This is a genomic window from Kineosporia sp. NBRC 101677, assembly GCF_030269265.1.
Taxonomy (GTDB): Bacteria; Actinomycetota; Actinomycetes; order Actinomycetales; family Kineosporiaceae; genus Kineosporia; species Kineosporia rhizophila.
Genome location: NZ_BSTA01000001.1, coordinates 351817 through 370261, shown reverse-complemented (window position 1 = coordinate 370261; position 18445 = coordinate 351817). Strand labels below are relative to the sequence as shown.

Sequence of the window (18445 nt, the reverse complement as noted above, 5' to 3'; positions counted from 1 at the left end):
GGGGACCCGCACCTCGGGTGGTGGCGGAGGTGCCGGGACCGCGTCGGTGACCAGACCCGTCTCTAGTTCGTGTCGGGCTCAGATGTACCGCTCCAGGATGCTGGACTCGGCCAGGCGCGAGAGGCCCTCGCGCACCGCGCGGGCCCGCTGGTCGCCGACGCCCTCGACGAGCATCAGGTCGTCGAGGTTGGCGGCCAGGAGTTTCTGCAGGTCGCCGAAGTGGTCGACCAGGCGCTCGACGATCGCGCCGGGCAGCCGGGGGACCTTGGTGAGCAGGCGGTAGCCCTTGGGGCTGACCGAGGCGTCGAGCGCGTCGTTGCCCTGCACGAAGCCCAGGACCCGGGCCACCAGACCGAGGTCGACCAGGTCGTTGGAGGCGATCTCGGCCAGGGCGGTGACCACCTCGGGCATCGAGCGCTCCCGCCGGGTGGCGTCGAGGTAGTCGCGGATGACCAGGTCGCGGTCGGGGCCGACCCCGCCGATCAGCTCGTCGAGCTGGAGCGAGAGCAGCCGGCCGTCGGTACCGAGTTCGACCACGTAGTGCTGGATCTCGTCGGAGATGCGGCGGACCATCTCCAGGCGCTGGATCACGATCGACACGTCGCGGACGGTGACCAGATCCTCGATCTCGAGGGCGGAGAGGGTGCTGGTGACCTCGTCGAGCCGGGCCTTGTAGCGCTCCAGCGTGGCCAGGGCCTGGTTGGCCTTGGCCAGGATCGCGTCGGAACCCTCGAGCACGTAACGCCGGCCGGCCACGTAGAGCGCGATGATCCGCATCGACTGGCTGACCGAGACCACCGGGTAGCCGGTCTGCTTGGCCACCCGCTCGGCGGTGCGGTGGCGGGTGCCGGACTCGTCGGTCTGGATGGTCGGGTCGGGCACCAGCTGCACGGCCGCCCGCAGGATGTGCGAGCCGTCCTCGTCGGTGACGATCGCGCCGTCCATCTTGGCCAGCTCGCGCAGCCGGGTGGCGGAGAAGCCGACGTTGAGGTGGAAGCCGCCGGTGCAGATGCTCTCGACCACCGGGTCGTGACCGAGCACGATCAGCGCGCCGGTGCGGCCCCGCAGGATGCGCTCCAGACCGTCGCGCAGCGTGGTGCCCGGGGCCACGGCGGCAAGGGTGTACCGCAGCAGCTCTTCGGGAGTGCGCTCGGCGACCACGGGAGCAAGTCTATCGGGATGCACTGACGGCCGGGCGCGAAGGCCGGGCGGGCCGCCGGCCGAGTGTCCCCTGGCCTGCGGTCGAGGCGTTTCCCGGCCGGGGCCGGGCAAGACTGTCGGTGGGGCCGCGTAGGTTCTGGGGCGTGAGCACATCTGATGCGCGGCGTGGTTCGGCAGGGCGCAGCAAGCGGTCCGGGCGCGACAACCCCGGCTACCGCTGCGCCGAGTGCGGGTGGCAGACGGCGAAGTGGGCCGGGCGCTGCGGCGAGTGCCAGGCCTGGGGCACCGTGATGGAGGCCGCCAGCGCGGCGCCCGCCGGGGTCACCAAGGCCCGCGCGGTGGGGGTCAAGGCCCAGCCGATCGCCGAGGTGGCGGCCGACAACGCCCAGACCTGGTCCACCGGTGTCGAAGAGCTCGACCGGGTGCTGGGCGGGGGCATCGTCAGCGGGGCGGTGGTGCTGCTGGCCGGCGAGCCCGGGGTGGGCAAGTCCACCCTGCTGCTCGACGTGGCCTCCAAGGCCGCGCAGCAGACCCGCACGGTGCTCTACGTCACCGGTGAGGAGTCGGCCAGCCAGGTCCGGCTGCGGGCCGAGCGCATCGGCGCCCTGCGGCCGCGGCTGCTGCTCACCGCCGAGACCGACCTGTCCACCGTGCTCGGCCACGTCGAAGACGTGCAGCCCGACCTGCTGGTGGTCGACTCGGTGCAGACCATCGCCAGCGATGCGGTGGAGAGCTCGGCCGGCAGCGTCTCGCAGGTGCGTGAGGTGGCGGCCTCGCTGATCCGGGTGGCCAAGGAGCGGGGCATGGCCACGCTGCTGGTCGGGCACGTCACGAAAGACGGCTCGATCGCCGGGCCCCGGGTGCTCGAGCACCTGGTCGACGTGGTCTGCCAGTTCGAGGGCGACCGGCACTCCCGGCTGCGCCTGGTCCGCGCGGTGAAGAACCGCTACGGCCCGACCGACGAGGTGGGCTGCTTCGACCTGTCCGAGGTGGGCATCGTCGGCCTCACCGACCCCAGCGGCCTGTTCGTGTCCCAGCACGCCCAGCCGGTGCCCGGCACCTGTGTCACCGTCACCCTCGAGGGCCGCCGCCCCCTGGTCAGCGAGGTGCAGGCCTTGGTCGCCCCGACCGCCGGCAGCAACCCCCGCCGGGCCACCTCCGGCCTCGACAACAGCCGCGTCTCGATGATCCTGGCCGTGCTCGAGCGCCGGGCCGGGGCCCGCCTGGCCAACAACGACGTCTACGTCTCCACCGTCGGTGGCGTCCGTATCGCCGAGCCATCCTGCGACCTTGCGGTCGCGCTCGCCGTGGCCGGCGCCGCCATCGACCGCCCTCTAGCCCCCGGCACCATCGCCGTCGGCGAGGTCGGCCTGGCCGGTGAGGTCCGCCCGGTGGCCGGCGTCGGCCGCCGCCTCGCCGAGGCCGCCCGCCTCGGCTTCACCTCGGCCTTCGTCCCCGTCGGCACCCGCGACGCGGCGCCGGCTCCCGAGGGGATGGTGGTCTACGAGGTGCCTGACGTGCTCACCGCCCTGAGCCGCGCCACCTTCCCGCTGGTCGGCAGCCGGGGGGAGCGGGGGTAGGCGGGAGGTGCTGCTGGTCCATCGGCGGGGCGGCTACGTGTAGACAAAACTTGCCATAGCAAGACTTTGTTTACACGTAGTGCACCCGTGCCCGTCGAACCCGCGCCTGCTTCAGGGGGATCAGCGCGCAGGCGACTCAGCGGCTGAGCACCAGGCCCTCGGGTGCGCGCCACCAGAGCAGGTTCACCGCGTAGTCCACCGACGAGCCGGGGTGAGAGGCGAGGATGCGGTCGGCGTGCTCGCGGCTGAACTCGATGCGCACCACGGCCTCGAAGTCCGCGCGGGTCGCCATCTCCCAGCGGATGTCGAGGCTCTGGCGGGACCAGCCCTGGCGGGCCCAGAAGGCCTCCACCGCGGCCGGGTCGTAGGTGGGCAGCCAGCGGCGGAACCAGGCGCCGAAGGTGGAGCGGGTGGCGTCGTTGTCGATGACGAAGGCCACCCCGCCGGGCCGCAGCACCCGGCGGATCTCGGTCAGGCCGGGTTCACAGCCTGGGCCGAAGAAGTAGGCCCAGCGGGCGTGCACCACATCCACCGAACGGTCGGCCACCGGGAGCTTCTGGGCCGTTCCGGTGCGCACGTCGATCCGGGCGCGCAACTCCTCCGGGGCCGGGCCCGGGGCCGAAGCTGACGCCGAGACCGAGCCTGGCACCGGCACTGACCCCGGCAGCGGCGTCGAAGCCGCGGCCGATGCTGGAGCTGAACCTGACGCAGACGCCGAGCCTGGTGCCGATCTCAGCGCGGCCACCCGCCGCCGGGCCAGTTCGACCAGGGGCGGGTGCGGCTCCACCCCGATCACCGCCGTCGCCTCGGCCGCGAACCGGGGCAGGTGAAAGCCTGTGCCGCAGCCGATGTCGAGCACCGTGGCGCCGGACCAGTCCTGGATCGAGCGCATCGCCGACTCGATCACCCCGTCCGGGTCGACCGCGCGGTTCTCGACCTCGTAGACCCCCGGGTGCCGCCAGATGTTGGGGCTGGGGACGACCTCGGCCATCTTTGGTTCAGTGGCCGTGCGGGGCGCGGGTGGTGGCCGGGTGCACGGTGAGCGGGATCAGCTTGCGGGCGCCGGTGATCTGGTCGCAGTGCTGGGCCAGCACGTCGTAGGCGGCCTGGCCCATAAGCTCCACCAGTTCCGGGCGCAGGCTGCGGTACACCGGCTTGCTGCCCACGTGGGCCTGCGGGTTGCCGGTGCAGTACCAGTCCAGGTCGTGACCGCCGGCCCCCCAGCCGCGGCGGTCGTACTCGCTGATCGTGACCTCGAGATAGCTGGTGCCGTCGGGGCGCTCGACGGTGCGGTACGAACGCCGGATCGGAAGCTGCCAGCAGACGTCCGGTTTCAGCTCCAGCGGCTCGCGGTCCTGGGCCCAGGCCAGCTTGTGCAGCGAACACCCGTCGCCCGCGGCGAAACCGGGCCGGTTGAGGAAGATGCAGGCCCCCTCGAACACCCGGGTCTTGCGCTGGCCGTCCGGGTCGACCTCGACCCAGCCGTCCCGGGTGCCCTCCTCGGCGAACTGCCAGAGGGTCGCGTCGAGGCCCTTGACCGCCTCGGTGACCCGCTCCTCGTCCTCCTCGTCGGCGAAGTGCGCGCCCAGCGTGCAGCATCCGTCGCTGGGCCGGTCGGCGTAGATGCCGGCGCACCCGCTGCCGTAGACGCACGTCCAGTTCGAGGTGAGCCAGGTGAGGTCGCAGCGGAAGACCTGGTCGGGCTGGTCGTCGTCCTCGACCGGACCGTCCTCGTCGTCCTCCTCGTCGTCCTCGTCCTCGACGACGTCCTCGAGCAGCGCGTCGACCAGCTCCTCGAGGTGGTCGTCGTCGTCGAGGTTCTCGGGGTCCTCGACGATCTCGGCGGGCTCGGGGTCGGGGAACTCCAGCCAGAGCCGGGCCGGGTCGAGGCCGATTTCCGGCGCGGGGGGATGGGGCATGGCCGACAATGTAAGCCCTGACGGGGCCTGCTTTCGCGCATGGGAGGCGATCCACCCCTCCGTAGCCGGATCGCGACGCGATCGTGGGGTACTTTCGCAGGATGCGGCTCGGTGTTCTCGACGTGGGTTCCAATACGGTGCATCTGCTGGTGGTGGACGCCCATCCCGGGGCCCGGCCGCTGCCCGCCTCCTCGCACAAGACCGAGTTGCGGCTGGCCGAGCAGCTGGACGCGGACGGCCGGATCTCCCCGGCGGCCGAGGAGTCGCTGCTGCGGTTCGTCGAGTCCAGCCTCACCGTGGGTGAGGACCTGGGCGTCGAGGAGGTCATCGGGTTCGCCACCTCCGCCATCCGGGACGCCCCCAACGGCGAGGAGCTGCTGGCCCGGGTGCGCAAGCTGACCGGCATCGAGCTGCACGTGCTGGGCGGCGGCGACGAGGCCCGGCTCACCTTCCTGGCCGTACGCCGCTGGTTCGGCTGGTCGGCCGGGCGGCTGCTGGTGCTGGACATCGGCGGCGGCTCGCTGGAGATCGGCGCGGGGCTGGACGAACTGCCCGACGTGGCGATCTCGCTGCCGCTCGGGGCGGGCCGCCTCACCCGCGACCGCCTGGCCGGAGACCCGCCGAGCGCCGAGCAGATCCGCGCCGCCCGCCGCTACGCCCGGGCCGAGATCGGCCGGGTGGTGCGGGACGTGGTCCGCGGCGGTCAGCCCGACCAGGTGGTGGGCAGCAGCAAGACCTTCCGCACCCTGGCCCGGATCTGCACCCCCGAGGAGGGCACGCTGCGCCGGGCCGACCTGACCGAGTGGGTGCCGCGGCTGGCCGCGATGACCGAGGCCGAGCGGGCCGAGCTGCCCAGCGTCTCGACCGGCCGGGCCCGGCAGATCCTGGCCGGGGCGCTGGTCGCCGAGGCCGCGATGGAGCTGCTCGGGGTGGAGAGCATGCAGATCAGCCCGTGGGCGCTGCGCGAGGGCGTGATCCTGCGCCGCCTCGACGACATGATGAGCGCCACCGGGCCCGGCGTGTCCACGCGTACGCCGCTCGGGTGAGCCCCGCGGTGCGCGGGAGGGTGTGCACAAGCGGCCTCCGCGGGAGTGACTACGCTGAACGGCATGGGCTCATCGAACAATGGTGGGGCACGGGCTTCACGGGGTAAGGCAGCCAAGGTCGCGCTGTCCACGAGTTCTGTGTACCCGGAATCCTGTGCCGACGCGTTCGAGATCGCTGCACGTCTGGGGTACGACGGCGTCGAGGTCATGGTCTGGACCGACCCGGTCAGCCAGGACACCGGCGCGCTGAAGCGGCTTTCCCAGCACTACGGCGTTCCGGTGCTGTCGGTGCACGCCCCCACACTGCTGGTCACGCAACGGGTCTGGGGCAAGGAGCCCTGGGCCAAGCTGGAGCGCTCGGTGCAGCTGGCCGAGGACGTGGGGGCCACTGCCGTGGTGGCGCACCCGCCGTTCCGCTGGCAGAAGGAGTACGGCGCGGCGTTCGTCGACGGGGTGGCCCGGATGAACGACCACTTCGCGGTGCCGATCGCGGTGGAGAACATGTACCCCTGGCGGGCCCGTAGCCGCGAGGTGATGGCCTATTCCCCGGGCTGGGACCCGCTGGAGCAGCCGTACAGCCACGTCACGCTGGACTTCTCGCACGCCGCCACGGCCGGCGGTGACTCGCTGGCGATGGCCCGGGCTCTGGGGCAGCGGCTGGCGCACATCCACCTGGCCGACGGTGCGGGCTCGGCCAAGGACGAGCACCTGCTGCCCGGGCGGGGCACGCAGCCCTGCGGCGAGGTGCTGGACCTGCTCTCGGAGTGGGACTGGGCCGGCGTGGTGGCGGTCGAGGTGAACACCCGTAAGTGCCGCACCCGGGCCGAGCGGGAGGCCGAGCTGACCGAGTGCCTGAACTTCGCCCGGGAGCACCTGGCCTCGGCCGACCTCACGCCCGCCCGCTAGGACTCAGGAAAAGACCGTGGGCCCCAGGTCGAGGGGGGTTACCTGGAGCCCACGGTGGTCAGTGCCGGGCCTTGATCAGCCCATGTGCGGGTAGCGCCAGTCCACGGCCGGCTCGAACGTCTCCTTGATCGACCGGGTCGAGGTCCAGCGCTGCAGGTTCTGCGGGGCCCCGGCCTTGTCGTTGGTGCCCGAGGCGCGCGAGCCGCCGAACGGCTGCTGCCCCACCACCGCACCGGTCGGCTTGTCGTTGACGTAGAAGTTGCCGGCCGCGAACCGCAGGGCCTCGGCCGCCGAGGCCACCGCCTGCCGGTCCTGGGCGATGATCGCGCCGGTCAGCGCGTACTTGGAGTCCTTGGCAATGGCGGCCGCGACGGCGTCGAACTCGGCGTCCTCGTACACGTGCACGGCCAGGATCGGGCCGAAGTACTCGGTGGTGAGCGCCTCGTCGGCCGGGTCGTCGACGACCAGCACGGTCGGCTCGACGAAGTAGCCCACGCTGTCGTCCACCTTGCCACCGGCCAGCACCTCGACGCCCTCGGCCGCGGCGGCCCGGGCCAGCGCGGCCTTGTGCTTGGCGAACGCCCGCTCGTCGATCACGGCCGAGGTGAAGTTTGCGAAGTCGGTGGGCGGACCGACGGGCAGAGAACTGGTGACGTCGGCGAGCCCGTCCTTCAGTCGGGTCCAGACCGAGCGGGGCACGTAGGCGCGCGAAGCCGCCGAGCACTTCTGCCCGGAGTACTCGAAAGCGCCTCGCACCAGGGCGGTCCGCAGGACGTCGACGTCGGCGCTGGGGTGCGCGAGGACGAAGTCCTTACCGCCGGTCTCGCCGACGATGCGCGGGTAGGAGCGGTAGTTCGTGATCCGCGCCCCGACCTCCTGCCAGAGGTGCTGGAAAGTGGCGGTGGAACCGGTGAAGTGGATACCGGCCAGGTCCTCGTCGGCCAGGGCCACCGACGAGATCTCCGGGCCCGGGCCGTGAATCAGGTTGATCACACCGGCGGGCAGACCGGCCGCGCGCAGCAGGCGCATCGTGTACTCGGCCGAGAGGGCCTGCGTGGGGCTCGGCTTCCAGATCACCGTGTTGCCCATCAGGGCCGGGGCGGTGGCCAGGTTGGCGGCGATCGAGGTGAAGTTGAACGGCGTGATCGCGTAGACGAAGCCCTCGAGCGGCCGGTGGTCCAGCCGGTTCCAGATGCCGGGGGAGTTGGCCGCGGGCTGCTCGGCGTAGATCTGCCGGGCGAAGTGCGCGTTGAAACGCCAGAAGTCGGCCAGCTCGCAGACCGCGTCGATCTCCGACTGGTAGACCGTCTTGGCCTGGCCGAGCATGGTGACCGCGTTCGTCACCGCGCGCCAGCTGCCGGTGAGCAGGTCGGCGGCCTTGAGCAGGATCGCCGCCCGGTCGTCGATCGAGAGCGCGGCCCAGGCCGGGGCGGCCTTCTTCGCCGCGGCGATCGCCCGGGCCGTGTCCTCGGCCGTCGACTCCCGGAAAGTGCCCAGGACGTGCGCCTTCTCGAACGGGGCGACGACCTCGACGACGGCGCCGCCGCCGGCCACCGGCTCCCCGTCGATCCAGTTCGTGATCTCGGTGCGGGTCTCCCAGATCTCCTTCAGGGCGGGCTCGAGTGCGGCTCGGTCGGCGCTGCCGGCCGTGTAGGGGCGGGGCGGCTCGTTGACCGGAGCCGGGACCTTCGTGATCGCGTCCATCGAATCGTCCTTAGGTATTAGGGGTCTCAGAGGTTACGGAGCAGGAAGAACACGTTCGCCGGGCGCTCGGCCAGGCGCCGGATGTAGTACCCGTACCAGTCGGTGCCGAACGGCAGGTACACCCGCACGTCCACCCCGGCGGCGGCGAGCGAACGCTGCTCCTGGTCACGGATGCCGTACAGCATCTGCAGTTCCCAGCTGTCGCGGGCCCGGCCCAGGCGCGAGGCGGTGGCCGTGGCCTCGGCGACCAGCGCCAGGTCGTGGGTGGCGATCATCGGGTGCCCCTCGCCCTGGAACAGGATCTCCATGCAGCGGCGGTAGGCGGCGTCGACGTCGGCCTTGCGCGGGTGGGCCACCGAGGCCGGTTCCGCGTAGGCGCCCTTCACCAGCCGCACCCGCGAGCCGGCGTTCGACAGGTCCCGGCAGTCGCCCTCGGTGCGGTACAGCGCGGCCTGGAGCACCGCGCCGACCCAGGGGTGCTGGGTGCGCAGCTCGGTCAGGATGCCGAGGGTGGAGTCGACCGTGGTGTGGTCCTCCATGTCCAGCGTCATGGTGGTGCCGGTGGCGGCCGCGGCCTCGGCGATCGAGGCCGCGTTCTCCAGCGCGATCTTGTGGCCGTCGGCGCCCAGCGCCTGCCCCAGGGCCGAGAGCTTCACCGAGACCTCGGCGCGGTCGGACAGTTCGGCATCGGCCAGCGCGGCCAGCAGCGAGCGGTAGGCCGCGGCGGTGGCGGCCGCCTGCGAGGCCTCGGTCACGTCCTCGCCGAGCACGTCCAGCGTCACCGACAGGCCCTGCTCGCGCAGCTTCCGGGTGACCTCCAGGGCGGAGGGCGCGTCCGGGCCGGCGATGAACCGGCGGACCATCTTGCGGCTGATCGGCAGCGCGCTGACGGAGGCCCGGACCGGCCGGGTCTGAGCGGCGGCCAGCAGGAGTTTCGGCATACGGCCAGGCTAGGAGTGGGGCAGGAGTGCCACCATGTGCAGATGTCACGAGCCGTTCCGACGAATGTCCGACCAGGATGACCTCTGCCCCCGCCGAGCCGGACGCCCGGGCGCTGCAGGAGCTGGTGGACGACGTCTCGGACCTGCTGCAGGCCCCCGCGGTGCTCGAGGACCTGGGATTCGCCCTGGTGGCCTACGGCTCGCAGAGCCCGGACGGGGTCGATCAGGTGCGCGCCGCGACGATTCTGCGGAAGAACGCCACTGCGCAGGTCCGTAGCTATTTCCTGGAGCACGGCATCGCCTCGGCCACCGGGCCGGTGCGGATCCCGGCCGACGAGTCCCGGCAGATCGCGGCCAGGATCTGCATCCCCGTACGGGCAGCCGGGCGTACGTACGGCTATTTCTGGGTGGTCGAGCCGGCCACCGGGGTAGACAAGGCCGCGCTGGTTCGGTCTGCGCCGCTCGCCGAACGTGCCGGGGCTCTTCTGGCCCGACGGGCGGGGGCAGCCGACGAACGTACGGCGTTGATCGAGGCACTGTTCGAGAACACGAGCACTACTGAAGACGTCGATGTCGCCTGGCGCCGTCTCGTCGCCTTGGGGGAGTTGGCGGCGGGGGAGCCGTTGGTGGTTGCGGTGATCCGACTGTCCGACGGGTCGCGGCGGCGCACGGTGCTTTCGGTGCCGGCCGGCGCGGATGCCGAAGTCGCGGCCCGCCGGGTGGCGCGGCAGTTGCCGTCGGGAGCGGTGGCGGGGGTAAGCGAGATCTGCGGTCCTTTTGAACAAAGGACGATTGGCGCGCCTGAGTTTTCGAGCGGCGGGTCGCAGGGGCGCCCGGGTTGGGCTTCGGTTCTTCTCTCCGCCGCCCGCCAGGCCGAGGCCGCCGCGCTCACCGCCCACGCCCGTCCTCACCTGGGCCCGGTCCTGACCTGGGCCGACCTCGGCGTGTACCGGGTGATCGCGCAGGGCCCGGCCGCGGTGCAGGCGCTGATCGAGGGCACCCCGGCCGACCGGCTGCGGGCCCGGGCCGACGCCGACCTGATCCGGACCGCCCTGGTCTACCTGGACCAGGGCGGTAACGCGGCCCGCACGGCGGCCGCGCTGTCGGTGCACCGGCAGACGCTCTACTACCGGCTGGAGCGGATCGAGCAGTTGGCCGGGGTGGACCTGGACTCCGGCGAGGCCCGGCTCGGCCTGCACCTGGGCCTGGCCCTGGGCGAGGTGCTGGCCCGCTCGGCCGGGGGGTGAAGGCATGATGGCGGGCATGGTTGAGCAGGGGCATCAGAGCCGGGTCGCCGTCCTCGGCGCCGGGAACATGGGCGGCACGATCCTGGCCGGGCTGCTGCGGGCCGGCCGGTCACCGGGCGAGGTGGTGGTCTCGGCGCGCCGTCCGGAGCGGGCCGAGGAGCTGAAGCAGCGGCACGGCGTCGAGGTGCTGGACAACGTCGCGGCCGCCGCCTGGGGCGACACCGTGCTGCTGGCGGTCAAGCCCCGGGACATCGCCGGCCTGCTCGCCGAGATCGGCCCGGCCCTGCGCCCGGGCACGCTGGTGGTCTCGCTGGCCGCCGGGCAGACCATCGCCGCGCTGGAGGGCGCCCTGCCCGAGGGCACCCCGGTGATCCGGGTCATGCCGAACACGCCGTCGCTGGTCGACCAGGGCATGTCGGTGCTCAGCCCGGGCACGCACTGTCGGCCCGAGCACACCGAGCGCGCCCAGGAACTGCTCAGTTCCACGGGCAAGGTGCTGCAGGTGCCGGAGGCCTACCAGGACGCGGTGACCGCGGTCAGTGGCTCCGGCCCGGCCTACGTGTTCTACGTGGCCGAGGCGATGATCGAGGCCGGCGTGCTGCTCGGCCTGCCCCGGCCGACCTCCACCGAGCTGGTGGTGCAGACCCTGTTCGGCGCCGCCACCATGCTGCGGCAGACCGGCGAGCACCCGAGCATCCTGCGCGAGCAGGTCACCAGCCCGGGCGGCACCACCGCGGCGGCCGTACGGCTGCTCGACGACCAGCGGGTGCGCGGGGCCTTCGTCTCGGCGATCGAGGCGGCCTGCAATCGCTCCGCGCAGCTGTCGCAGAGCTGAGAGCAATCTCCCGGCTGCGTGGCGTTACGTAACGCGTGAACCTGCCCACCAGCTCGTCCAGCGATTACCGTGGGGGCCGTGGAGGCACTGCGGCTGGTCTGGGACGAGGCGTTCACCGCGTACGACTTCGGTGACGAGCACCCGATGCACCCGATCCGGCTGGAGCTCACCGCCCGCCTGGCCGAGGCCCTCGGTCTGCTCGACGAGGCCGGGGTGCACGTGGTCGGGGCCGAGCCGGCCGACGACGAGCTGCTGCTCAGCGTGCACGACGCCGACTACGTCGAGGCGGTGCGCCGGGCCTCCACCCGCCCGGTGGTCTCGGACCTGAAGTTCGGCCTGGGTTCCACCGACGTGCCCACCTTCCCGGGCATGCACGAGGCCAGCGCGCGGATCTGCGCGGCCAGCCGGGAGGTGGCCCTGGCGGTCTGGTCCGGCCAGGCCGAGCACGGGGTCAACTTCACCGGTGGGCTGCACCACGCCATGCCCGGCGCCGCCAGCGGGTTCTGCGTGTACAACGACATCGGCGTGGCGATCCAGGCGCTGCTCGACGCCGGCGCCCAACGGGTCGCCTACGTGGACGTGGACGTTCACCACGGCGACGGCGTGGAGAAGATCTTCTGGGACGACCCGCGGGTCCTGACCATCTCGCTGCACGAGAACGGGCGCGTCCTGTTCCCGGGCACCGGCTTCCCTGAAGAAATCGGTGGGCCCGCGGCGCAGGGCGCGGCGGTCAACGTGGCGCTGCCCCCGGGCACTTCCGATGCGGGCTGGCTGCGCGCCTTCCACGCCGTGGTGCCCTCCCTGCTGCAGGCGTTCGAGCCCGAGGTGCTCGTCACCCAGCAGGGGTGCGATTCCCACGTGCTCGACCCACTGGCCCACCTAGCACTCTCTCTCGACGCCCAACGCGCCTCCTACGAAGCACTGCACGACTTCGCCCACCGTTTCGCGGGCGGGCGTTGGGTGGCCTTCGGCGGCGGGGGCTACGAGGTTGTCGACGTGGTTCCCCGGGCCTGGGCGCACCTGATCGGGATCGCGGCCCACCGGCCGATCCCGCCGGGCACAGATGTGCCGGGCAGTTGGCGCGAATACGTCACATCCCGCTGCGGCCGTCCGGCGCCGCAGCGGATGACCGACGGGGCCGAGGTCGACTACCGCTCCTGGAGCACCGGCTACGACCCGGCTGACGCGATCGACCGGGTGGTCCTGGCCACCCGCAAGGCGATCTTCCCGCTCCACGGGCTCGACCCGTACTTCGACTGAACCCCGGCCCGGCAGCTGCCTGACAACCGCCTGCCGACTGCCCGGCATCGGCCCGAGATCTGCCGGACCGGGGAGTAGCAAATCGTCCCCCGAACGGGCTTCGGAGACGGACTTTGATGCACACCAGGCCCGTACTGGTGGGTTGAGGGCCAAAAACGGGCAGTTCGGGGGATCCTCACGCCCGGATATTCGGGCGAGTCGGCAACTCGATTCACACTTCAGGCTCACTTACACCTATGGTTGGTTACGGGGCGTTGCCGAACGTATCCGGAGCGAAATCGACATCCGGCGCGAGAGGGCCGAACGCCTTCGATTCGGACCGTCAGCCCGACCGAGGGGAGACCTCAGATGACCGCCGTGCGTGCACTGCCCAGGGGAGATTTCGAAGTTCGATTCCTCACCGTGGCCGAGGTGGCCGGGATCATGAGGGTGTCGAAAATGACCGTCTACCGGCTGGTGCATGCCGGTGAACTGGCCGCCATGCGGGTCGGCCGTTCCTACCGGGTGCCCGAGCGCGCGGTCCAGGAATACCTGCGTCACTCCTACATGAACGGCACCACCGAGACCGCCTGATCCACCACCTGAACTGCCCAGGAGCCGCGCGGCAGGTCCTGCTGGGACCGATGTCGCGGAGGTGAGACCGGGTGCACCACTGACGAGGCGCTACCCTGGGACCAGGTAATGCTGGTGCGGGCATCCCCGCGCCGCGAGAACCTCGATCCCGCGTGCGTGTCGCGGGCGACCCGATCAACGAACTGCGAGGACCCGTGGGCTCCGTCATCAAGAAGCGCCGCAAGCGGATGGCCAAGAAGAAGCACCGCAAGCTGCTGCGCAAGACGCGTCACCAGCGTCGCAACAAGAAGTAAGTCCCAGCAGGGACGAAGTACCGCACCTCGGCGGCCAGTGTTCACTGGCCGCCGCGCGTGCTTTGTGGGGTCGGTCCGAGGTTTGGCCCACGGGGGGCACAGTCGTGCCGGAGGGGCAACCACTTGCGGACGGGTGTGCCGGCTGGGCGGAGGAACGCCCAGTTCTGGACGGGGTCGGGTTGGGGGACGGGGACGAGACCGTTCGTGGACGGATGGGTTCCCGAGGTGGCGACAAGACCGTGAAGGCAGCGCCGATCCCGGACGGGATGCTCGCTCGCGGACGGGCGAGTCGCTTACGGTCGGGATGGTCCCGGTCTGAGGCGAGGGCGGGCTGCGGTCGCCGAGGGGCGCCGGTCCGGTCAGGGTTACCGTCAGGGTTACGGTCGGGACACGGGTACGGCATCGAGCAGGGGCGGAGGACCAGATGAGTGGGACGGTGCTGGTGACCGGCGTCTCCCGGTACCTCGGTGGCCGGTTCGCCCGGGCGCTCGCCTCCCGTTCTGAGGTCGGCCGGGTGATCGGGGTGGACGTCATCGCCCCGCCGCACGACATCGGCGCCGCCGAGTTCGTCCGGGCCGACATCCGCAACGCCATGATCGGGCGGATCCTGCAGCAGACCGAGGCCGACACCGTCGTGCACATGAGCGTGATCGCCACGCCCAACTCGGCCGGCGGCCGCACGGCGCAGAAAGAGATCAACGTCATCGGCACCATGCAGCTGCTCGCGGCCTGCCAGCGGGCCCCCCGGCTGCAGCGACTGGTGGTGAAGTCCACCTCGGCGGTCTACGGCAGCAGCCCGCGCGACCCGGCGATGCTCACCGAGACGATGACCGGCAAGAACCCGCCCCGCAGCGGCTGGGGCAAGGACTCGGCCGAGGTGGAGGAGTACGTGCGCGGCTTCGGCCGGCGCCGGCCCGACGTCGAGGTGGCCACGCTGCGGCTGGCCAACGTGATCGGCCCGGGCATCCGCACCTCGATGACCGACTACTTCTCGCTGCCGGTCGTGCCCACCGTGCTCGGGTTCGACCCCCGCCTGCAGTTCCTGCACGAGGACGACGCGATCGAGGCCCTGGTCCGGGCCACCCTGGGCCCGGCCCAGGACGTGATCAACGTGGCCGGCGACGGGGTGATCACCCTGGGCCAGGCCGCGCGCTTCGCCGGCCGCCCCACCGTGGGCGTCGCGTCCCCGCTGGCCGAGCTGATGGGCACGGTCTACCACCGCGGCGGGCTCGCCGACTTCAGCGCCGACCAGATCCGCTACCTGCGCTTCGGCCGCTGTCTGGACACCACCCGGATGCGCGAGGTGCTCGGCCTGGAGCCGGCCTACACCACCCGCTCGGCCTTCCAGGACTTCGTACGCACCCGAGGCCTGCGCGGGGTGTTCTCACCGACCGTGGTGAACGCGGTGGAGCGGAAGCTGGTCAGCCGGCTCCGGCCGGAACCGCAGCCCGGGACGGAGGTGCTCCAGTGAGCCCGGCCGACCCCACGAACCCGTCCGCCCCCCGAAAGCGGAAGACCGCGCCCAAGAGCCCCGGCTCCTCGGGGGAGGCGAAGCCCCAGAAGGCAGGACGTTCGCGAAAGCTGGCGGCGGGACCTCAGCCGGACGCATCGGAGTCACAGGGCGCCGCGACGCCTTTGAGTGTGGCGACGGAGCCCTCAGGTAGCGCGGCGCAGGCTCCGGAGGGCGTGGCGAAGCCCCAGGACAGCGCGACGACGGCCTCAGATGGTGCCGCGAGAGCCCGGGGCGGCGTGGCAAAGGCCGAGGAAAACACGGCGAGGTCGGCGCGCGCTGAGGCCAAGGCCGGCGACAGCGCAGCGCAGCTGAGGAAGAGCACCGCAAAGCCGCGGAAGAGCACCGCAAAGCCGCGGAAGAGCACCGCTAAGCGGGTGGCCAAGGGCACCTCGGTAGCTCAGCCGGGGCAGCCGTTGCCGGGCTCGCCGGGCGTGTCGGGCGTGCCTGGCGGCGTATCGGGTCTGCCGGTGGCGACGGGTGACACGGCCGCAACCCTTCCCGACCCGGCCGTCACCTCCCGCGACCCGGCCGCAACCCCCCTGGACCCGGGCGCAACCTCCCGCGGCCCGGGCGCCATCTCCCGCGAACCGGCCGCAGCCTCCCCTACTCCGGGCGCTACCTCCTCCAAGCCGGGCGCAGCCTCCCTGGACCCGGGCGCAACCTCCCGCGGCCCGGGCGCCATCTCCCGCGAACCGGCCGCAGCCTCCCCTACTCCGGGCGCTACCTCCCCCAAGCAGGGCGCTACCTCCTCCAAGCAGGGCGCTACCTCCTCCAAGCAGGGCGCTACCTCCTCCAAGCAGGGCGCTACCTCCTCCAAGCCGGGCGCCACCTCCTCCAAGCCGGGCGGGGCGGAGTCGCGGGCGGCCGACCGGTCCGAGGAGTCTGTCGTCGTCGCGGCTCAGCAGGTGCGGGCGGGGGCGGAAAGGGCGGCGGCCGAGCGGAATCGGCGGCGGACCACGCCTCTGCTGATCGTTCCGGAAGACCCGCCGCCCGCCGTGCCGGACGCCGAGATCCCCAAGCCTTCCATGGTCCCGGCCTCGTCCGCCGCTTCCATGGTGCTGTCCATCGCCAACCAGATCGGGCAGTCCGTGCTCACCGCCATCACCGAGGTCCCGGGGGCGGAGGACGACGACGGGCAAGAGTCGTCTCCGATCCGGACCGAAACCACCGGCCGACCGGAGCCGACGGCGGCGGCCGGCACAAACGTCTTCAATTCAGAGGCGCCCACCACGCAACCGCCGGCCGAGGAGCATCCCGACCGACTGCTCGAGGTGCTCGAGTTCCTGCGCTCCCGGCTGGCCGGGGACTTCGAGGTGGACGCGTTCGGGTTCGACCCCGAGTTCGCCGACGCCGTCCCGCTCAACCTGCTGCGCCCGCTCTACCAGCACTGGTTCCGGGTGGAGGTGCGCGGGGCGGAGAACATCCCGGCCGAGGGCGGGGCGCTGATCGTGGCCAACCACTCCGGCGCTGTGCCCATCGACGCGCTGATGACGGCCGTCGCGGTGCGCGAGGAGCGAGAGCGGCACCTGCGCATCCTCGGGGGCGACCTGGTGTTCCAGACGCCGTTCCTGGCCGGGCTGGCCCGCCGGGGCGGGGCCACGCTGGCCTCGAACGCCGACGCCGAGCGCCTGCTCTCGTCCGGGGAACTGGTGGGGGTCTGGCCCGAGGGCTACAAGGGCATCGGCAAGCCGTTCTCGGAGCGGTACAAACTGCAGCGCTTCGGTCGGGGCGGGTTCGTCTCGGCCGCACTGCGCACCGGGGTGCCGATCGTGCCCTGCTCGATCGTCGGGGCCGAGGAGATCTACCCGATCATCGCCCAGGTGCCCGCGCTGGCCCGGCTGCTGGGCCTGCCCTATCTGCCGATCACGCCGTTCTTCCCGCTGCTCGGCCCGCTCGGCGCGGTGCCCCTGCCGAGCAAGTGGCTGATCGAGTTCGGCACCCCGGTCCCGACCACCGGGCCGGGCGGTGACCAGGTGGCCGCCGCCGAGGACCCGATCCTGGTGTTCGACCTGACCGACCGGATCCGTCAGACCATCCAGCAGACCCTGTACTCACTGCTGGTTCAGCGGCGCTCGGTCTTCTTCTGAGCAGGCGTGCGAGGACGGCCGTTCGTGCCGCTTGGTGAGCAGGGCCCCGGCCGCGAACCCGGCCAGCACCCCGGCCCCGGCCGCGGGCAGGCCGATCTTGGCCACCCGCCGGGTGGTGCGGTAGTCGTGCACCTGCCAGCCGTTGACCCGGGCGTGCGCCCGCAGCCGGCTGTCGGGGTTGATCGCCACCGGATGCCCGACCAGGGACAGCAGGGGGATGTCGTTGGAGGAGTCGCTGTAGGCCGCGCAGCGGCGTAGCGACAGGCCCTCGCGCTCGGCCAGGGCGGCCACCGCGTCGGCCTTCGCCTCCCCGTGCATCGGGGCGCCGACCAGCTGACCGGTGTAGTGGCCGTCCACATGTTCGGAGATGGTGCCCAATGCTCCGGTCAGGGCCAGGCGCTGGGCGATCACCTCGGCGATCTCGATCGGGGTGGCGGTGACCAGCCAGACCCGCTGCCCGGCGTCCTCGTGCATCCGGGCCAGGGCCAGGGTGCCGGGCCAGATCTTGTTGGCCAGGATGTCCTCGAAGACCTCCTCGCCGATGGTGCGCATCTCGGCCACCGACCGGCCGGCGATGAACGCCAGGGCCCGGGTCTGCACCTCGGCCAGCGCGTGCGGATGCTCCCCGAGGGCCAGGAAACGTGCCTGCTGGAGGGCGAACCGGGCGATGTCGCGGGGGGTCAGGAAGCCGCGGTGGTAGAGGCCCTTGGCCAGGTGGAAGATCGAGGCCCCGCGGACGATCGTGTTGTCCACGTCGAAGAAGGCGGCCGCGGTCGGGTCGCCCGGGCGAGCCGGTGTGGAGTGGCTCTCCACCATCCGGATCTCGGCGTCCGACATGGCGGGGAGTCTACGCGCGCTGCGGAGGGCGTACAGGCCGGGCAACGCCACACCGACGTGAACAGACATGAATTGTGTGACGTCGCGAGCGTGGGCGGGGGCCGCCGGTGACCGTAATGTGGGCCGGGTGCCCGACGTTACCGGCGATCAGCCGCGAATCACTCTCATCGGCAAACCCGGTTGTCATTTGTGCGACGACGCCCGGGTGGTGGTGAAAAAGATCGCAATCGAAACCGGGACAGCCTGGAACGAGTTGTCCATTCTGGATGATCCCGAACTCGCCGAGACCTACTGGGAGCAGATCCCGGTGGTTCTCGTGGACGGTCTACAGCACACCTATTGGCGGGTCGACGAGGACAGACTGCGAGCAGCGCTCACTCGCCGTAAAGGGCTCTTCTCGCGCCGTAACCGATGACCGCGAAACTTTGTGCATGCGTTCACAAGCGCTTAGTCTGGGCAACGACACACCGGCATGACTGCGCCGGTCACAAGGCGTCAGTCGTCCCTCATCAGGGGTACCGAAGCCATCGAAGGAGCCGGCCG

Annotated in this window: 18 protein-coding genes; 11 read left to right on the top strand and 7 right to left on the bottom strand. The window is 71.7% G+C overall.

Going from position 1 to position 18445, the window contains the following annotated elements:
* Positions 1–78 precede the first annotated feature (78 nt).
* Positions 79–1314 (bottom strand): DNA integrity scanning diadenylate cyclase DisA, encoded by a 1236-nt coding sequence (gene disA / locus QSK18_RS01710; protein WP_408624439.1) that lies wholly within the window; start codon positions 1312–1314, stop codon positions 79–81.
* Here disA and radA point away from each other — a divergent pair.
* Positions 1305–2741, top strand: coding sequence for a DNA repair protein RadA (gene radA / locus QSK18_RS01705; RefSeq protein WP_232814713.1), 1437 nt, complete (start codon positions 1305–1307; stop codon positions 2739–2741). The genes disA and radA overlap by 10 nt on opposite strands.
* 136 nt (positions 2742–2877) lie before the next feature.
* On the opposite strand, the gene QSK18_RS01700 is transcribed toward radA, so the two are convergent.
* Both QSK18_RS01700 and QSK18_RS01695 read right to left on the bottom strand, forming a co-directional pair.
* Positions 2878–3732 (bottom strand): class I SAM-dependent methyltransferase, encoded by an 855-nt coding sequence (locus QSK18_RS01700; protein ID WP_285616389.1) that lies wholly within the window; start codon positions 3730–3732, stop codon positions 2878–2880.
* A 7-nt stretch (positions 3733–3739) separates the two neighbouring features.
* Positions 3740–4660 carry a DUF3109 family protein gene (locus QSK18_RS01695; protein ID WP_285616388.1) on the bottom strand — a complete coding sequence of 307 codons (921 nt, stop codon included), beginning with the start codon at positions 4658–4660 and terminating at the stop codon, positions 3740–3742.
* Between the two features lie 101 nt (positions 4661–4761).
* Between QSK18_RS01695 and QSK18_RS01690 the strand changes: the two genes are divergently transcribed.
* Both QSK18_RS01690 and QSK18_RS01685 read left to right on the top strand, forming a co-directional pair.
* Positions 4762–5706: a Ppx/GppA phosphatase family protein gene (locus tag QSK18_RS01690; protein WP_232814710.1), complete on the top strand. Its 945-nt coding sequence runs from the start codon at positions 4762–4764 to the stop codon at positions 5704–5706.
* Between the two features lie 63 nt (positions 5707–5769).
* Positions 5770–6612 carry a sugar phosphate isomerase/epimerase family protein gene (locus tag QSK18_RS01685; RefSeq protein WP_232814709.1) on the top strand — a complete coding sequence of 281 codons (843 nt, stop codon included), beginning with the start codon at positions 5770–5772 and terminating at the stop codon, positions 6610–6612.
* A gap of 75 nt (positions 6613–6687) precedes the next feature.
* Here the strand turns inward: QSK18_RS01685 and pruA are convergent, their stop codons facing one another.
* Positions 6688–8316: an L-glutamate gamma-semialdehyde dehydrogenase gene (gene pruA, locus QSK18_RS01680; protein ID WP_232814708.1), complete on the bottom strand. Its 1629-nt coding sequence runs from the start codon at positions 8314–8316 to the stop codon at positions 6688–6690.
* A 26-nt stretch (positions 8317–8342) separates the two neighbouring features.
* Complete coding sequence (locus tag QSK18_RS01675; protein ID WP_232814707.1) at positions 8343–9257, bottom strand: proline dehydrogenase family protein; 915 nt, start codon at positions 9255–9257, stop codon at positions 8343–8345.
* Between the two features lie 77 nt (positions 9258–9334).
* Here QSK18_RS01675 and QSK18_RS01670 point away from each other — a divergent pair, with 77 nt between their 5' ends.
* The 6 genes from QSK18_RS01670 to QSK18_RS01645 all read left to right on the top strand — a co-directional run bounded on the left by QSK18_RS01670 (position 9335) and on the right by QSK18_RS01645 (position 14936).
* Entirely contained in the window at positions 9335–10504 is a 1170-nt protein-coding gene (locus QSK18_RS01670) for a PucR family transcriptional regulator (protein WP_232814706.1), read from the top strand.
* A 16-nt stretch (positions 10505–10520) separates the two neighbouring features.
* Positions 10521–11339: a pyrroline-5-carboxylate reductase gene (proC, locus tag QSK18_RS01665; RefSeq protein WP_232814705.1), complete on the top strand. Its 819-nt coding sequence runs from the start codon at positions 10521–10523 to the stop codon at positions 11337–11339.
* Positions 11340–11417: 78 nt separating this feature from the next.
* Positions 11418–12599: an acetoin utilization protein AcuC gene (locus tag QSK18_RS01660; RefSeq protein ID WP_285616387.1), complete on the top strand. Its 1182-nt coding sequence runs from the start codon at positions 11418–11420 to the stop codon at positions 12597–12599.
* A 348-nt stretch (positions 12600–12947) separates the two neighbouring features.
* Positions 12948–13172 carry a helix-turn-helix domain-containing protein gene (locus QSK18_RS01655; protein ID WP_232814703.1) on the top strand — a complete coding sequence of 75 codons (225 nt, stop codon included), beginning with the start codon at positions 12948–12950 and terminating at the stop codon, positions 13170–13172.
* A 194-nt stretch (positions 13173–13366) separates the two neighbouring features.
* Positions 13367–13465 carry a 30S ribosomal protein bS22 gene (locus QSK18_RS01650; protein ID WP_003792170.1) on the top strand — a complete coding sequence of 33 codons (99 nt, stop codon included), beginning with the start codon at positions 13367–13369 and terminating at the stop codon, positions 13463–13465.
* Positions 13466–13889: 424 nt separating this feature from the next.
* Positions 13890–14936: an NAD-dependent epimerase/dehydratase family protein gene (locus tag QSK18_RS01645; protein WP_285616386.1), complete on the top strand. Its 1047-nt coding sequence runs from the start codon at positions 13890–13892 to the stop codon at positions 14934–14936.
* A gap of 124 nt (positions 14937–15060) precedes the next feature.
* Here QSK18_RS01645 and QSK18_RS01640 read toward each other — a convergent pair whose 3' ends face one another.
* Positions 15061–15360, bottom strand: a complete 300-nt coding sequence (locus QSK18_RS01640) for a hypothetical protein (protein ID WP_285616385.1) — start codon at positions 15358–15360, stop codon at positions 15061–15063.
* Between the two features lie 85 nt (positions 15361–15445).
* Between QSK18_RS01640 and QSK18_RS01635 the strand changes: the two genes are divergently transcribed.
* On the top strand, positions 15446–17065 hold the full coding sequence (locus QSK18_RS01635; RefSeq protein ID WP_285616384.1) for a 1-acyl-sn-glycerol-3-phosphate acyltransferase: 1620 nt from the start codon (positions 15446–15448) through the stop codon (positions 17063–17065).
* Here the strand turns inward: QSK18_RS01635 and QSK18_RS01630 are convergent.
* Positions 17030–17902, bottom strand: coding sequence for an HAD family hydrolase (locus QSK18_RS01630; protein ID WP_285616383.1), 873 nt, complete (start codon positions 17900–17902; stop codon positions 17030–17032). The genes QSK18_RS01635 and QSK18_RS01630 overlap by 36 nt on opposite strands.
* A 127-nt stretch (positions 17903–18029) precedes the next feature.
* On the opposite strand from QSK18_RS01630, the gene QSK18_RS01625 reads away from it, so the two are divergent.
* Complete coding sequence (locus tag QSK18_RS01625) at positions 18030–18317, top strand: glutaredoxin family protein (RefSeq protein WP_232814699.1); 288 nt, start codon at positions 18030–18032, stop codon at positions 18315–18317.
* Positions 18318–18445: the final 128 nt, after the last annotated feature.

Coding starts and splice junctions, on each gene's coding strand:
- disA (WP_408624439.1), bottom strand. CDS start 1,314: ATGTGCTCACGCCCCAGAACCTACGCGGCCCCACCGACAGTCTTGCCC.
- QSK18_RS01700 (WP_285616389.1), bottom strand. CDS start 3,732: ATGGCCGAGGTCGTCCCCAGCCCCAACATCTGGCGGCACCCGGGGGTC.
- QSK18_RS01695 (WP_285616388.1), bottom strand. CDS start 4,660: ATGCCCCATCCCCCCGCGCCGGAAATCGGCCTCGACCCGGCCCGGCTC.
- QSK18_RS01690 (WP_232814710.1), top strand. CDS start 4,762: ATGCGGCTCGGTGTTCTCGACGTGGGTTCCAATACGGTGCATCTGCTG.
- QSK18_RS01685 (WP_232814709.1), top strand. CDS start 5,770: ATGGGCTCATCGAACAATGGTGGGGCACGGGCTTCACGGGGTAAGGCA.
- pruA (WP_232814708.1), bottom strand. CDS start 8,316: ATGGACGCGATCACGAAGGTCCCGGCTCCGGTCAACGAGCCGCCCCGC.
- QSK18_RS01675 (WP_232814707.1), bottom strand. CDS start 9,257: ATGCCGAAACTCCTGCTGGCCGCCGCTCAGACCCGGCCGGTCCGGGCC.
- QSK18_RS01670 (WP_232814706.1), top strand. CDS start 9,335: ATGACCTCTGCCCCCGCCGAGCCGGACGCCCGGGCGCTGCAGGAGCTG.
- proC (WP_232814705.1), top strand. CDS start 10,521: ATGGTTGAGCAGGGGCATCAGAGCCGGGTCGCCGTCCTCGGCGCCGGG.
- QSK18_RS01655 (WP_232814703.1), top strand. CDS start 12,948: ATGACCGCCGTGCGTGCACTGCCCAGGGGAGATTTCGAAGTTCGATTC.
- QSK18_RS01645 (WP_285616386.1), top strand. CDS start 13,890: ATGAGTGGGACGGTGCTGGTGACCGGCGTCTCCCGGTACCTCGGTGGC.
- QSK18_RS01630 (WP_285616383.1), bottom strand. CDS start 17,902: ATGTCGGACGCCGAGATCCGGATGGTGGAGAGCCACTCCACACCGGCT.